The sequence below is a fragment of the Actinopolyspora biskrensis genome (assembly GCF_013408175.1).
In the GTDB taxonomy this organism is placed as follows: Bacteria; Actinomycetota; Actinomycetes; order Mycobacteriales; family Pseudonocardiaceae; genus Actinopolyspora; species Actinopolyspora biskrensis.
The window spans coordinates 169205-182664 of record NZ_JACBYW010000003.1 but is presented as its reverse complement, the minus strand read 5'-3'; the positions used below and the strand labels follow the sequence as shown (position 1 = coordinate 182664).

The window sequence follows — 13460 nt, the reverse complement described above, 5'->3', positions numbered from 1 at the left end:
CCGATGAGCCAGTTGAAGATCACCCAGCTGCGCGGGCTGGCCGGTCGTAAGCCCAACCAGCGGGAGACCATGCGTACTCTCGGGTTGCGCAGGATCGGCCAGACCGTCACCCGTCCGAACACTTCCACGGTTCGCGGCCAGGTCGACACGGTTGGCCATCTTGTTTCGGTCGAGGAGGTCGAGTAATGGTCATCAAGATTCATGATCTGCGGCCTGCCCCCGGGGCCAAACGCGGCAAGATTCGTGTCGGCCGCGGTGAGGCTTCCAAGGGCAAGACCGCGGGCCGCGGTACGAAGGGCACGAAGGCACGTAAGACAGTGGCCCCCGGCTTCGAGGGTGGCCAGATGCCGCTGCAGATGCGGCTGCCGAAGCTGCGTGGCTTCAAGAACCCCAGCCGGGTCGAGTACCAGGGGATCAACGTGGGCAAGCTGGCCCAGGCTTTCCCGCAGGGCGGCACGGTCGGCATCGACGAGCTGATCGGTGTCGGTCTGCTGAAGAAGGGCGAGCGCGTCAAGATCCTCGGTGATGGTGATCTCGATGGTGTGAAGCTGGACGTGACCGCGCACGCGTTCACGGGCAGCGCCAGGGAGAAGATCACCTCAGCGGGTGGCAGTGCCACCAAGCAGGAGCGCTGAAGATCCGCGACCTTCGTTCGGGGGGTGAGCCCACCCGACTCGACGGCGCGTGATCGTCGGTCTCGGACGGGGCCGGTCGACCCATGGGCGGCCGGCCCCGTTTTCGTGTTCACACGGTCGAATTCCCGCGGCCGGTGCGGGGAGGGGAGAGGAACGCTCCCGCCTCCGCTCGTGCCGCTCCGGCGGGCTCGTCGGTCGCGGACTCGGTGAACACTGTCGGTATCGGACGGTTGTCGGTTTGTCGCCGCTGTGTGTAGGTGGCTACGAAAGATCGGGCGAATGCTGTTAGAGTCCGTTCGGCAGTTCCGTGTTAGACGGCACTGCTGACGGAATCCAGCCGTGGGCGACTCGTGAGTCGGCCACCGACACCGGCCGGTGACTACCGGCTCGCGCACAGGAGGTCTGCGTGCTCGGCGCATTCCGCTCGGCTCTGACAACGCCGGATCTGCGCCGGAAGATCCTGTTCACACTGGGGATCGTCGTGCTGTACCGGCTCGGTGCCACGATTCCTTCCCCCGGGGTTTCCTACCCGAACATCCAGCAGTGTGTGCAGGCTCTGGAAGGCGAGAACCAGAGCGTTTACTCGCTGCTGAACCTCTTCAGCGGCGGAGCACTACTTCAGCTGTCGGTGCTGTCCCTCGGGATCATGCCCTACATCACCGCCAGCATCATCGTGCAGTTGCTGCAGGTGGTGATTCCAAGGTTCGAGCAGCTGAAGAAGGAAGGTCAGTCCGGTCAGGCGAAGCTGACGCAGTACACCCGCTACCTCACCGTGGCGTTGGCCGTGCTGCAGGCGACGGGCATCGTCGCGCTGGCCGTACGCGGGCAGCTCTTCCCCGGTTGCCAGGAACAGGTCATTCCGGACAATTCCGTGCTGAACATGGTGGTCATCGTCGTCACGATGACCGCGGGCGCGGTACTGCTGATGTGGATGGGCGAGCTGATCACCGAACGCGGTGTCGGCAACGGGATGTCCCTGCTGATCTTCACCTCGATCGCGGCCCGCATCCCCTCCGAGGGCGGCAAGATCCTGAACAACAGCGGCGGTTTCGTCTTCGCCGTCATCTGCGCCTTCGGACTGGTCATCATCGCCAGCGTCGTGTTCGTCGAGCAGGCGCAGCGGCGCATACCGGTGCAGTACGCCAAGCGCATGATCGGGCGCAGGATGTACGGCGGCACTTCCACCTACCTGCCGCTGAAGGTGAACCAGGCCGGTGTCATCCCGGTCATCTTCGGTTCCTCCCTGCTCTACCTGCCGCAGCTGCTCGGTCAGCTCGCCGGCAACCAGAACACGTGGTGGTCGCGGTTCATCCAGACCTACATCGTCGATCCGTCCAGCTGGGTGCACATCCTGCTGTACATGGCGATGATCATCTTCTTCGCCTACTTCTACGTCTCGATCACGTTCAATCCAGAGGAACGCGCCGACGAGATGAAGAAGTTCGGGGGCTTCATCCCCGGCATCCGGCCGGGACGTCCGACCGCGGAGTACCTCAGCTTCGTGCTGTCCCGGATCACGCTTCCCGGAGCGCTGTACCTGGGCATCATCGCGGTCCTGCCGAACTTCTTCCTCGGAGTCACCGGCGGACAGGGTGGTGCGCAGAACTTCCCGTTCGGCGGCACCGCGGTGCTGATCATGGTCAACGTGGGGCTGGACACGGTCAAACAGGTGGAGAGCCAGCTCACGCAGCGCAGCTACGAGGGTTTCCTCCGGTAGGATCGGGAGGTCCGTGCGGGTGGCTTCCCCTCCGTTCTCCGGGCCTGCCGTTCGTCCCGCGAGTGCGGGCGACCACGGGAGTGGTTTCCCACACTTCGAGCGGCGCCCATGGCGGAATCGGCAGGTTCGGTTACGGTGTCGATCGCTCGGTGTCCGCACAACCGGTTACTGCCGCGGAGCCCATCCCGCGACATCGGAGATGCGGACGTGCGATGACAGACGGGACGTAAGCGCCCGCCAAACGGTGGCGCAAGCCATCATCACGGATTCGGAGGCAGACCCTTGGTGCGATTGGTTCTGGTCGGCCCGCCCGGTGCGGGCAAAGGCACCCAAGCGGCCGTGCTGAGTGAACATCTCGCGGTCCCCCACATTTCCAGTGGCGACCTGTTCAGGGAGAACATCGACAACGCCACGCCGCTGGGCAAGGAGGCCAAGAGCTACCTCGACGCCGGTGAACTGGTGCCGGACGAGGTCACCAACGAGATGGTGCGTCAGCGGCTCACCGCGGCCGACGCGGCCGAGGGCTTCCTGCTCGACGGATTTCCGCGCACCACTCCGCAGGCCGATGTCCTCGGAGGCATCCTCGCCGAGAACGGCATGCAGCTGACGGCTGTCGTGCAGTTCGAGGTCCCGCGTGAAGAGCTCGTTCGTCGACTGCTGGAGCGCGGGCGGTCCGACGACACCGAGGAGCTCATCCGGCGCAGGCTGGACGTGTACGACTCGGAGACGGCCCCGTTGCTGGACTACTACCAGGACAAGTTGATCACGATCGACGCGTTCGGCCCGGTGGAGGAGGTCACGTCGCGGGCGCTGGAATCCCTGCGCGCCCGTAGCTGACGACCGATTGCTCCGGGGCCGGATCGTCTTCGGTGCGGATGACCGGGTGGCGCGGGTGAACCGGGCTCCGGGCCTTCGCGCGAGCGGATGTCCGCGTGGCGCGGAACGGATCCGGCCACTCGGTTCGTCCGAGTCCGCGCCTGCGGGCTCCGGGACGACGCGCACCTGAGCAGAAAAATGTTCGTGAGAAGCCGTCGACTTGACGGGAGGGGGCGCGATGTTGCGTCGAGGTAAGGGAATCGAACTCAAGAGCAGCGGTGAGATCGAGGCGATGCGCGCCTCGGGGCTCCTCGTCGCGCGGGCCCTCTCGGCTGTGACGGAGCGGGCCAAGCCCGGTGTCAGCACCGCCGAACTCGATTCCGTCGCCGAGAGCGTGATCCGCGACGCGGGTGCGATCCCCTCCTTCAAGGGCTACCACGGTTTCCCCGGCTCGATCTGCGCCTCGATCAACGAGAAGATCGTGCACGGCATCCCCTCCGAGAAGGAGGTGCTGGCGGACGGCGACCTGATCTCGGTGGACTGCGGGGCGATCCTGGACGGTTGGCACGGCGACTCGGCCGTGACGATCATGGTCGGTTCGGTCGGTGAACGCGACCGGGCGCTGTCCGCGGCAACCGAGCGTGCCATGTGGGCGGGCATAAACAAGGTGGCCGAGGGCAACCGGTTGACCGACATCTCGCACGCGGTGGAGTCGGCGGCGCGGGCAGCCGCTTCCTCGGACGGGATCGACTACGGGATCATCGCCGAGTACGGCGGCCACGGGATCGGTACCCGGATGCACATGGAGCCCTTCCTGCCGAACCTGGGCAAGCCGGGGAAGGGGCCGAAGCTCCGGGCGGGCATGGCGTTGGCCGTCGAGCCCATGCTCACGCTCGGCCCGCCCGACACGGAGGAGATGGACGACGAGTGGACCGTGGTGACGGTGGACGGTTCGCGTGCCGCGCACTGGGAGCACACGGTGGCGATCACGGAGGACGGTCCCTGGGTGCTCACCGCCGCTGACTGATGTTTTCCGCCCCGTCGTGGGCGGTTGCCGAGCGGAACTTCTCGCGGGCTCGTGCGCGGGCGCCCCGACCTCGGGCAGCGGTTCTGCACGACGTCGGGGCCGTGCTCGCGAGAGCGGCGCGGGAGAGCCCGCGGCGGTGCGGGCGGAACCGGAGAAGAGTTCCGGTTACTGCTCGGTCGCCTGCAGCGGGCGTCTGCAGGTGTAGTGCAGGATCGGGGGCAGGTTGCGCCAGGTGGCGTGGATGAGCACCTCGTCGAATCCGGAGTGCAGCCGGGTGCCGAATCGACGTCCCGTCGGGGTGTGCTGCATCGGCAGGTAGGTGAGGGCCGTGAAGACGCCTGCGGGGGTCAGGGCCTCGTGACACTGCCGCAGGATGTCCTCCTGAGCGTCTTCCGGCAGCAGCGCCCAGGGGATGCTGGTGACGATCACGTCGACCGCTCCGACTCCGAGCCTGTCCAGCACCCCGCGCAGGTCGCGCGCGTCGGCGTGGATGGTTTCCATCCGGGGGTAATTGGCGCGCAGGTGCCGTACGAGCCCTTCGTCGAGCTCGATTCCGACGTGTCGGCCCGACTCCGGGAGACGGTGGTGAATCGCACCGCTGAGCGACCCCGTCCCCGGGCCCAGCTCGACCACCACGGGAGAGCCCGTGCGGGGGACGACTTGAGCCACGGTCCTGCTCACGGCCTGCGAGGTGGGGGTGGCTGCTCCTACGGTGGCGGGGCTGCGCAGCGCGGTGCGGAGGAACCGTCGGTACTCGGCCAGGGTGGTTCTGCCGGGCGTGCGGTGTGTCGGCGAGTGTCGGCCGTGGTGCTGGGCGGTCACTGTTCTCCTCGATACGCGTACCCGGCGCGGTGCCGGCCGAACCTCGATCATACCGACAGGCCGTGCCGTGGTGAGAAATGTTGTAGTGGCCTTTCGGCTGATACTCTTTGTGTTCGTAGGGCGACTCCGGGTGCGCTGTGCGGCGATGTCCAGCCCCGATTTGGGTGGCATTCGCGCGTGCGCGTACAGTGGAGTACCGGCGCACACGTGGCGTCGGTTCGTCATGCCGTTCTGCTCGCAGGAGCGGCCATGGTCCGCTGGGCGGGTCAGGGCACGGTTTTCGCTACGGAACGGCCGTGGTTCCTGCGGTATGTCGTCGAGGCTAACGCGTCGGTGGCGGCAGGGCCTGCGGACCGCGCGCGGAGTGGGTCTGCCCTAGGTGCCGGCTCCGGCGTCCAGCGGTAATGAAGCGGTACACGCTACCGAGAAGATGAACTGTCACCGTCACGAAACGCGGAGGACATGGGCAAAAAGGACGGGGCCATTGAGGTCGAGGGTCGGGTGATCGAGCCGCTCCCCAACGCGACCTTCCGTGTCGAGTTGGAGAACGGCCACAAGGTCCTCGCGCACATCAGTGGCAAGATGCGCCAGCACTACATCCGCATCCTGCCCGAGGACAAGGTCGTCGTGGAGCTGTCTCCCTACGACCTCTCCCGTGGGCGCATTGTCTACCGCTACAAGTGACCTCCACGGTGTCCGGGTTTACGGACACGCTTCGCGATCAGGAGAGCACGGCCGTGAAGGTCAAACCGAGTGTGAAGAAGATCTGCGACAACTGCCAGGTGATTCGTCGTCACGGACGGGTCCTCGTGATCTGCAGCAACGGGCGGCACAAGCAGCGCCAGGGCTGACCGGGCAGTAACGCGGTCGCGGACAAAACCACAGACCGACAAGGGACCTCCCCGTAACCTGCCGGCCCGGGAGTTGGGTCGGTTCACCTCCGGAACCAGGCCGGGGCTTCGTGTAAGGCGTGGTCCCGACGGGCGTTCCCGGCGCGGACGTTCGACGGGAACCGGGCACACGAGGACGGTCGGGGAGCAGACCTGGAACGACGAGTGAGGAGTACCTGCCAAATGGCAAGGCTCGCTGGCGTCGACCTCCCGCGCGACAAGCGCGTCGAGGTCGCGCTGACCTACATCTACGGCATCGGCCGCAGCAGGTCGAAGACGATTCTGCAGACGACGGGTATCCCCTTCGACACCCGTGCGAAGAACCTCGACGACGACCAGCTCTCGGCGTTGCGCGAGCAAGTCGAGAACAACTACCGGGTCGAAGGTGACCTTCGCCGCGAGGTCCAGGCCGATATTCGCCGGAAGATCGAGATCGGTTCCTACGCCGGAATGCGGCACCGTCGTCACCTGCCGCTGAACGGGCAGCAGACCAAGACCAACGCCCGTACCCGAAAGGGACCGAAGAAGACGGTCGCAGGCAAGAAGAAGGCCAGGAAGTAAGCCTCGCGAGGAGTTGAACAGCGATGCCACCGAAGGGGCGCGCCGGCGCCGTCAAGAAGGTCCGGCGTAAAGAGAAAAAGAATGTAGCGCACGGACAAGCGCACATCAAGAGCACTTTCAACAACACGATCGTCTCGATCACCGACACCGTCGGTTCGGTGATCAGCTGGGCTTCCGCCGGGCACGTCGGCTTCAAGGGCTCCAAGAAGTCCACGCCCTTCGCGGCTCAGATGGCCGCGGAGAACGCTGCTCGCAAGGCCGCCGAACACGGCATGAAGAAGGTCGACGTCTTCGTCAAGGGACCGGGGTCCGGACGTGAGACGGCGATCCGCTCACTACAGGCGGCAGGCCTCGAAGTGGGCACCATCCAGGACGTGACCCCCCAGCCGCACAACGGCTGCCGCCCGCCGAAGCGGCGCCGGGTCTGACAGCGGGAAAGGAGTAGACACCAATGGCGCGTTACACCGGTCCCGCGACCCGCAAGTCCCGCCGGTTGAAGGTTGACCTCATCGGCGGCGACCAGTCGTTCGAGCGTCGTCCGTACCCGCCGGGGCAGCACGGCCGTGGTCGCATCAAGGAGACCGAGTACCTGCTGCAGCTGCAGGAGAAGCAGAAGGCCCGCTTCACCTACGGAGTGCTGGAGCGGCAGTTCCGCTCCTACTACGAGGAGGCCAACCGCAGGCCCGGCAAGACCGGTGACAACCTGCTGCAGCTGCTGGAAGGCCGGCTGGACAACGTGGTCTACCGCTCGGGGATCGCACGTACCCGCAGGCAGGCCCGCCAGTTGGTCAACCACGGTCACTTCCTGGTCAACGGCAGGAAGGTCGACATTCCGAGCTACCAGGTCTCGAAGTTCGACATCATCGACGTCAAGTCGAAGTCGTTGAACACGACGCCGTTCATCATCGCCAAGGAGACCCTGGGCGAGCGGCCCTGCCCGGCGTGGTTGCAGGTGGTGCCGTCCTCGCTGCGTATTCTCGTGCACCAGCTGCCCGAGCGGGCGCAGATCGATACGCCGGTCACCGAGCAGCTCATCGTCGAGCTCTACTCGAAGTGATACCGGGCGGAGCGGCTACCGTGTCGATGGCTGCTCCGTAGCCCGGTACGGGTGGGGGCGCGAAGGCGTCCCCGCCTCGCCCACTGTTCGCAGCGGGCACGCCATCCCTTCGGCGTAAAATGGCGGGCGCCGTGTGGAAAGGAAAAACGACAGTGCTCATCTCCCAGCGACCCTCACTGTCCGAGGAGCCTATTTCGGAGACGCGCTCCCGGTTCACCTTCGAGCCGCTGGAGCCCGGCTTCGGTTACACCCTCGGCAATTCGCTCCGCCGTGCCCTGCTGTCCTCGATTCCGGGTGCGGCCGTGACCAGCCTGCGTATCGACGGTGTGCTCCACGAATTCACCACGATTCCGGGGGTCAAGGAGGACGTTACCGACGTCATCCTGAATATCAAAGAACTCGTGGTCAGTTCCGAAGACGACGAACCGGTCACCATGTACCTGCGCAAGCAGGGCCCCGGTGACGTCACCGCCGCCGACATCGTTCCGCCCGCCGGTGTGACCGTACACAATCCCGATCTCCACATCGCCACCCTCAACTCGAAGGGCAAGCTGGAGATCGAGCTCGTGGTCGAGCGGGGCCGCGGTTACGTGCCCGCGGCGCAGAACAAGGAGTCCGGTGCCGAGATCGGCCGGATTCCCGTGGACTCGATCTACTCGCCGGTGCGGAACGTCTCTTTCGACGTGACGGCGACTCGTGTCGAACAGCGTACGGACTTCAACCGACTCGTGCTCGACGTCGAGACCAAGCCCTCGATGACCGCACGTGACGCGGTCGCTTCGGCCGGGCGTACCCTGGTCGAGCTGTTCGGGCTGGCACGGGAGCTCAACGTCGACGCCGAGGGCATCGAGATCGGTCCTTCGCCGGCGGAGGCGGACACCATCGCCGCCTACTCCATGCCGATCGAGGACCTCGATCTGACGGTGCGTTCCTACAACTGCCTCAAGCGCGAGGGGATCCACACCGTCGGGGAGCTGGTCTCGCGCAGCGAGGCCGACCTGTTGGACATTCGTAACTTCGGTGCGAAGTCCATCGACGAGGTCAAGATGAAGCTGGTCGGCCTGGGGCTGACCCTGAAGGACAGCCCGCCCGGATTCGACCCGTCGGCCGCTGCCGCCGAGTATCCCTCCGAGGGCTGGTCCGAAGAGACGAGTATGCCGCAGGAGATGTCCACGGGCGGTTTCGACACCGGTCTCGACAGTGGATACGACAGCGGCTTCGAAAACGGCTATGACGACGACGGTCAGGACTACGCGGAGACGGAACAGCTCTAACCGCTTCGCGGACTGGTTTCCGGCCGCACCTTGAGAGGAGCAACCGATGCCCAGCCCAACGAAGGGTCCGCGTCTCGGCGGGTCGCCGTCGCATCAGCGGCTGATCCTGGCGAACCTGGCCACCGCGCTTTTCGAGCACGGGCGGATCACCACGACCGAGGCGAAGGCGAAGCGGGTCCAACCGCTCGCCGAGCGACTCATCACCAAGGCCACCAAGGGTGACCTGCACAATCGCCGCGAGGTGCTGAAGACGATCCGGGACAAGGACGTCGTGCACAAGCTCTTCGCCGAGATCGGTCCGTTCTTCTCGGACCGCCCCGGTGGCTACACCAGGGTTGTCAAGACGATGCCGCGCAAGGGTGACAACGCCCCGATGGCGGTTATCGAGCTGGTCAACGAGAAGACGGCCACTTCCGAGGCGGAAGCGGCCCGCGGCACCAAGTTCGCCAAGGACCAGCAGTCCGCGGCGGACGCGGGGCAGCAGGCCCCCGCCGAGTCCTCCGAGGCCGCCGAGGCGTCCGAGGAGACGGCGGAGGAGACCCCGGAAGACAAGGACGAGAAAAAGGACGAGTCCTGATCTCTTCCGAACGCGTTGTGGACGAACCCGCCAATTCCTCCGGGAAGGGCGGGTTCGTTCGTATTCGCATCGATCTGTGCTACGACGGGGCGGACTTCTCGGGGTGGGCTCGTCAGCCCGGTTTGCGCACCGTGCAGGGGCTGTTCGAGGACGCTCTGAGCAAACAACCCCCCGGGCGGGAGGTCGTCGGTTCCGTGGTGGTCGCGGGGCGCACCGATTCCGGGGTGCACGCCGATCACCAGGTGGTGCACGTCGACGTGGTCCCGTTGGCCCCGGAGGAGGCCGGAAGGCTGTCGCTCGACGAGCACGGCGTTCCGGATCTGGAGCGGTTGTGCGGGCGCTGGAACCGCATTCTTCCCCCGGACGTGCGGGTGTTGCGGGCCCGTGTGGCGGCGGAGGGGTTCGACGCGCGTTTCGCCGCTGTGCGGCGGCGTTATCTCTACCGGGTTTCCGACGCCCCGTGGGGCGTCGATCCGTTGCGCAGACGGGACACGCTCGCCTGGAACAGGCCCTTGGACGTGGACCGTTTGAACAGGGCGTCGTCCGAGCTGCTCGGCCTGCACGATTTCGCGGCTTTCTGCAAGAAGCGCGAGGGCGCCACCACGATCCGACAACTGCAGTCCTTCGAGTGGGAGCGTGTCGGGCGGTATTCCTTGGAAGCGCGAGTCAGCGCCGACGCCTTCTGCCATTCGATGGTGCGGAGTCTGGTCGGTTCGGTGCTGATGGCCGGTGACGGCAGGCGCGCTCAGGAGTGGCCGGGCGAGCTGCTTCGTGCCGAGACGCGCACCAGTGCCGTGGCGCCGGCGCACGGTTTGACGCTGGCCGAGGTGGAGTACCCGCCGGACGAGGAGCTCGCGGAGCGCGCGCGGACGACGCGGGTGCGCCGCTCCCTCTGAACTGTTTCCAATTTTGCCTATAATTGGAAGTTGTCCACAGCCACGTCGTTCTTCCGCAGAATCGTCGGTCGGGTAGTGCCCCGGTAGCTTCGTCCGAAGCATGTTGGTCTCATGCAACGGAAGATCGCCGAACCCGAGTTCAGTGGTTTGTTCACCCGCGTGCAGGCGCTGCGGAGCGGACTGACCGACTCCGACCTCAAGGCCACGCACTACCGGCGGGTCCTGCACGGTGTTTACAGGACGTCGACGACTCCTCCCACGCATCTTCTGCGGTGTTCGGCCGCTGCGCTGCGACTACCCGCACGGGCTGTCATAACCGGCCGTTCCGCGGCCACGTTGTACGGGGTTCCCCTGGCACGTGCGAGCGATCCGGTGGAAGTGATCGTGAGCGGTTGCAAGCGCGCCCACGGCATCCGGAGCTGGAACGTCCGGTGTTACGAGTTCGAGAAGGTCGAGTGGGCGGGAGTCCACGTGGCCCGCATCGAGCGCGCCTGCTTCGACATGCTCGCGCGGAACTCCGTGGCTACCGGTGTTGCCTGCTGCGACGCGGTGCTCCGGGCCGGAGAGCTCACCCCGAGCGCGTTGGCCGCGTACTTGGAAGGGCGCAGCGACGACGGCGTCGTACGGGCGAGGAGGGCCGTGCGGTTGCTGGACGCTCGTGCGGAGTCCGTTCCCGAGTCGGTGCTGCGCGTGTTCCTCGTGCTCGCCGGGATACGTCCGACCCCGCAACTGAAGGTCGTCGACGCGGACGGGCGGACCGTGCGAGTGGATCTGGGGTTCGAGGAGGCCAGGCTCGCCGTCGAGTACGACGGGGCGTGGCACGGGGAGCCGGGGCAGTTCCACCGGGACCAGCGCAGACTGGCCGCGCTGCGGGCGAACGGGTGGTACGTGATGGTGGTCACCGCTGAGGAGCTGACGCGCCGCCCCCGGGAGCTGGTTCAGCGGGTGCGTACGAAGCTCCACGAGCGGTCACCCAGTTTTGCCTAAAATTGGGTCCCTGTGGAAAAGTCCCAATTTTAGGCAAAACTGTAGGGAGTGGGGTCAGTCCCCGCGGCGTATGGGCCCGAGGATCTCCTGCTCGCGTTTGTTCGTGACCAGCTGGATGGGATTCCAGACCATGTTGCCGAGCGCGATGACCCCGTCGTCCTTGAGCGTGGTCAACTGCTGGATCTGCGGCGGATGCAGGTGCCAGATCCGTCCGGCCAGCTGTGCCTGGTTGGCGGGAAGGCGCTGCAGCAGCACGAGATCGGCCGTGTTCGCCGCGGTACCGTTCCCCACCTGCGGGTGCAGGTAGGGCAGCACGTACATGGTGGTCTGCCAGGCCGACCGCGGGGGGAAGAGCTCCTGCGGGACCGCGCCGCCGTCGTGGATGACGAGCAGCGGGGCGTCCTCGCTGGAGCGGGGGAGGTCGAACGGTGTCAGACGCCTGATCTGCACGAGCGGGACCGGCTGCCCGTCGGGGGTTTCCCCCGCGGCCTGCTCCAGGATCTTCCAGGGTTCGGGACGACCGGTCGCCACGATCACCCAGGCACCCGTCGCCATCGCGCGCAGCGCGATCTGACGGGCCAGGTACAGCCCGCCCACCGTGACCATGCGAGTCGGCTGTGGCCGCAGGATCGAGGTGGATATCGGTTCACCCTGGGGGCCGGAACCGATGATCATCCCGCCGCGGTCCCCGGAAGGGCTCACCGTGTCGAGGGTCTCGGGAGGTACGAGGAACTCCGGTACCGCGTCGCGCAGATCGTCCGGTGTGTCGATGGTCCTGCTACGGCTCATACCGCACCCCCGAACGGGAGAGTAGCGGTGAAGCCTGCCAGCTGTACTCCACGCAGCGGGGTCAAGGTCACTCCGAGTCTGTTGCTTATCGTTCGCAGCCTCTCGTCGGCCGCGTCGAGTTCGGCCGGGGTGCGGGCGCTCACGCGGACGAGACCACGCATGCCGACCTCGTCCTCCTCGCCGGTGGGGGAGATGGAGATCGAGACGGTGGAGGAGAGCGCCCGGACCCCGGTCAGGGCGTTGAGGCTGTGGCTCATCTGGGAAGGCCAGCCGGTTATCGCGTAGCTGGAGTGCCCGACTCCGCCCGCGGTGACACCGTCCCAGCGCTCCTTGAGACCGACGGAACGCTGGGAGCCGAGCACCGATTGAAGTTCGGCCGAGGCGATCCCCGCCTGCAGCAACTCGTCCGGATCCAGCGGCCGGGTCGGCACGGACTCCTGCTCCAGCGCGCTGCGCACACGGGACAGCGCCCCGATGAGCGCGCGGTGGGCGCCGACGATGCCGCCACCGCGCTCACCGACCGCCTTGGCGCAGCGCTTCGGGTCGAGGCGGACCGCCACCCAGGTGGTGCGGCGCGCGGCCGCGGGAAGCGGTCCGAGGACCTCCAGATAGGAGTTCAGCGCCGGTGAGTTCGAAGGCAGCGCCGCACTTCCCGGGTAGCAGTGCCAGATCACCTGTATCGCGTCGAGAACCACACCGCGGTCCTCCAGACACGGTGTCAACGTTCCCAGCGGCAGGTTCGGGTCCTTGCCGATCTCGTTCACCAGCGACGGTGTCGGCTCCACCATGAGCACGGCGGTCCATTTCCCGTCGTTGAACGCCATTCCCACGTGATTGCGGTCGTGGTCCTGACCGTGCGCGACGACCAGGTCGGGAACGACCAGGCGCAGCAGGGATACGCGGTGGTTCTCCTCGGGACCGATCACTCCGTCGCCGTTCTCGTCGCCACCTTCGGTCAGGCCGGGGGTGACGGGTTGCACGGCGCTGGTGTGGTTGCGGAAGTTGTAGTCGAGCACCAGCCCGAACAACTGGGTGAACCAGCGGCCGCGCCTGCGCAGCAGCGCGAGAATCAGCATGAATCCGGCGACTCCGGCAGCGACCGGCCACAGCGTCTGGTTGACGGCGATGATGACGAGACCGGCCGCCAGGCCGATTTCCATGACAACTAGGTTCGACACGGGTAGCGCGCCGAGGCTTGCTCCGCTGGTGCGTCGCCGTGCCCGGACTCGTGCCCGCGGTGTCTTCGTGGGCCCGGCGCCTGATGATCCTGACGCTTTCGGCTGGGCCGGATGCTGTGTGGTCACGGACATCCGTTGGGTCTCTCCCCCTCGCAGGTAGATGCGTCTGCCCACTGTGGGTGCGGGCGAGTGTAGGTACCGGTAACCGATCGAAGAGAATACTGCGCTGAGTCG

Annotated in this window: 17 protein-coding genes; 14 read left to right on the top strand and 3 right to left on the bottom strand. The window is 66.4% G+C overall.

The annotated features are described in order from the left end of the window. Positions 1-3 precede the first annotated feature (3 nt). The 5 genes from rpmD (at position 4) to map (ending at position 4195) form a co-directional block, all read left to right on the top strand. Entirely contained in the window at positions 4-186 is a 183-nt protein-coding gene (gene rpmD / locus FHR84_RS09175; protein ID WP_179535065.1) for a 50S ribosomal protein L30, read from the top strand. Continuing rightward, positions 186-635, top strand: a complete 450-nt coding sequence (rplO, locus tag FHR84_RS09170; RefSeq protein WP_179535064.1) for a 50S ribosomal protein L15 — start codon at positions 186-188, stop codon at positions 633-635. Before rpmD ends, rplO begins: the two co-directional genes overlap by 1 nt. 406 nt (positions 636-1041) lie before the next feature. Continuing rightward, positions 1042-2352, top strand: a complete 1311-nt coding sequence (gene secY / locus FHR84_RS09165) for a preprotein translocase subunit SecY (RefSeq protein ID WP_179535063.1) — start codon at positions 1042-1044, stop codon at positions 2350-2352. 282 nt (positions 2353-2634) lie between these two features. Continuing rightward, on the top strand, positions 2635-3189 hold the full coding sequence (locus FHR84_RS09160) for an adenylate kinase (RefSeq protein WP_179535062.1): 555 nt from the start codon (positions 2635-2637) through the stop codon (positions 3187-3189). A 217-nt stretch (positions 3190-3406) separates the two neighbouring features. Beyond that, positions 3407-4195 carry a type I methionyl aminopeptidase gene (gene map / locus FHR84_RS09155; protein ID WP_179535061.1) on the top strand — a complete coding sequence of 263 codons (789 nt, stop codon included), beginning with the start codon at positions 3407-3409 and terminating at the stop codon, positions 4193-4195. Between the two features lie 165 nt (positions 4196-4360). Here the strand turns inward: map and FHR84_RS09150 are convergent, their stop codons facing one another. Continuing rightward, a complete protein-coding gene (locus FHR84_RS09150) occupies positions 4361-5017 on the bottom strand; it encodes a class I SAM-dependent methyltransferase (RefSeq protein ID WP_343075210.1) in 657 nt (218 codons plus the stop codon). A 462-nt stretch (positions 5018-5479) separates the two neighbouring features. Here FHR84_RS09150 and infA point away from each other — a divergent pair, with 462 nt between their 5' ends. The 9 genes from infA to FHR84_RS09105 all read left to right on the top strand — a co-directional run bounded on the left by infA (position 5480) and on the right by FHR84_RS09105 (position 11259). Continuing rightward, positions 5480-5701 (top strand): translation initiation factor IF-1, encoded by a 222-nt coding sequence (gene infA, locus FHR84_RS09145; protein ID WP_017976785.1) that lies wholly within the window; start codon positions 5480-5482, stop codon positions 5699-5701. Positions 5702-5754: 53 nt separating this feature from the next. Beyond that, on the top strand, positions 5755-5868 hold the full coding sequence (gene rpmJ, locus FHR84_RS09140) for a 50S ribosomal protein L36 (protein ID WP_026152744.1): 114 nt from the start codon (positions 5755-5757) through the stop codon (positions 5866-5868). Between the two features lie 222 nt (positions 5869-6090). Continuing rightward, complete coding sequence (gene rpsM, locus FHR84_RS09135) at positions 6091-6468, top strand: 30S ribosomal protein S13 (RefSeq protein ID WP_142078189.1); 378 nt, start codon at positions 6091-6093, stop codon at positions 6466-6468. A 23-nt stretch (positions 6469-6491) separates the two neighbouring features. Continuing rightward, positions 6492-6896, top strand: coding sequence for a 30S ribosomal protein S11 (rpsK, locus tag FHR84_RS09130; protein WP_017976782.1), 405 nt, complete (start codon positions 6492-6494; stop codon positions 6894-6896). 23 nt (positions 6897-6919) lie between these two features. Beyond that, a complete protein-coding gene (rpsD, locus tag FHR84_RS09125; RefSeq protein ID WP_017976781.1) occupies positions 6920-7525 on the top strand; it encodes a 30S ribosomal protein S4 in 606 nt (201 codons plus the stop codon). 152 nt (positions 7526-7677) lie between these two features. Then, on the top strand, positions 7678-8799 hold the full coding sequence (locus FHR84_RS09120) for a DNA-directed RNA polymerase subunit alpha (protein ID WP_142078188.1): 1122 nt from the start codon (positions 7678-7680) through the stop codon (positions 8797-8799). A gap of 46 nt (positions 8800-8845) precedes the next feature. Continuing rightward, complete coding sequence (gene rplQ / locus FHR84_RS09115) at positions 8846-9376, top strand: 50S ribosomal protein L17 (protein WP_179535059.1); 531 nt, start codon at positions 8846-8848, stop codon at positions 9374-9376. Positions 9377-9393: 17 nt separating this feature from the next. Next, on the top strand, positions 9394-10272 hold the full coding sequence (locus FHR84_RS09110) for a tRNA pseudouridine synthase A (protein WP_179535058.1): 879 nt from the start codon (positions 9394-9396) through the stop codon (positions 10270-10272). 111 nt (positions 10273-10383) lie between these two features. After that, a complete protein-coding gene (locus FHR84_RS09105) occupies positions 10384-11259 on the top strand; it encodes an endonuclease domain-containing protein (protein ID WP_179535057.1) in 876 nt (291 codons plus the stop codon). 54 nt (positions 11260-11313) lie between these two features. On the opposite strand, the gene FHR84_RS09100 is transcribed toward FHR84_RS09105, so the two are convergent. Both FHR84_RS09100 and eccE read right to left on the bottom strand, forming a co-directional pair. Further along, complete coding sequence (locus FHR84_RS09100; RefSeq protein WP_179535056.1) at positions 11314-12048, bottom strand: hypothetical protein; 735 nt, start codon at positions 12046-12048, stop codon at positions 11314-11316. Beyond that, positions 12045-13226, bottom strand: a complete 1182-nt coding sequence (eccE, locus tag FHR84_RS09095) for a type VII secretion protein EccE (protein ID WP_026152741.1) — start codon at positions 13224-13226, stop codon at positions 12045-12047. The genes FHR84_RS09100 and eccE overlap by 4 nt, the downstream gene beginning before the upstream one ends. Between the last annotated feature and the right edge of the window lie 234 nt (positions 13227-13460).

Excerpts from the sequence above, each read along its gene's own strand:
- rpmD (WP_179535065.1), top strand. The coding sequence starts at position 4 with ATGAGCCAGTTGAAGATCACCCAGCTGCGCGGGCTGGCCGGTCGTAAG.
- rplO (WP_179535064.1), top strand. The coding sequence starts at position 186 with ATGGTCATCAAGATTCATGATCTGCGGCCTGCCCCCGGGGCCAAACGC.
- map (WP_179535061.1), top strand. The coding sequence starts at position 3,407 with ATGTTGCGTCGAGGTAAGGGAATCGAACTCAAGAGCAGCGGTGAGATC.
- infA (WP_017976785.1), top strand. The coding sequence starts at position 5,480 with ATGGGCAAAAAGGACGGGGCCATTGAGGTCGAGGGTCGGGTGATCGAG.
- rpsM (WP_142078189.1), top strand. The coding sequence starts at position 6,091 with ATGGCAAGGCTCGCTGGCGTCGACCTCCCGCGCGACAAGCGCGTCGAG.
- rpsK (WP_017976782.1), top strand. The coding sequence starts at position 6,492 with ATGCCACCGAAGGGGCGCGCCGGCGCCGTCAAGAAGGTCCGGCGTAAA.
- rpsD (WP_017976781.1), top strand. The coding sequence starts at position 6,920 with ATGGCGCGTTACACCGGTCCCGCGACCCGCAAGTCCCGCCGGTTGAAG.
- rplQ (WP_179535059.1), top strand. The coding sequence starts at position 8,846 with ATGCCCAGCCCAACGAAGGGTCCGCGTCTCGGCGGGTCGCCGTCGCAT.
- FHR84_RS09105 (WP_179535057.1), top strand. The coding sequence starts at position 10,384 with ATGCAACGGAAGATCGCCGAACCCGAGTTCAGTGGTTTGTTCACCCGC.
- FHR84_RS09100 (WP_179535056.1), bottom strand. The coding sequence starts at position 12,048 with ATGAGCCGTAGCAGGACCATCGACACACCGGACGATCTGCGCGACGCG.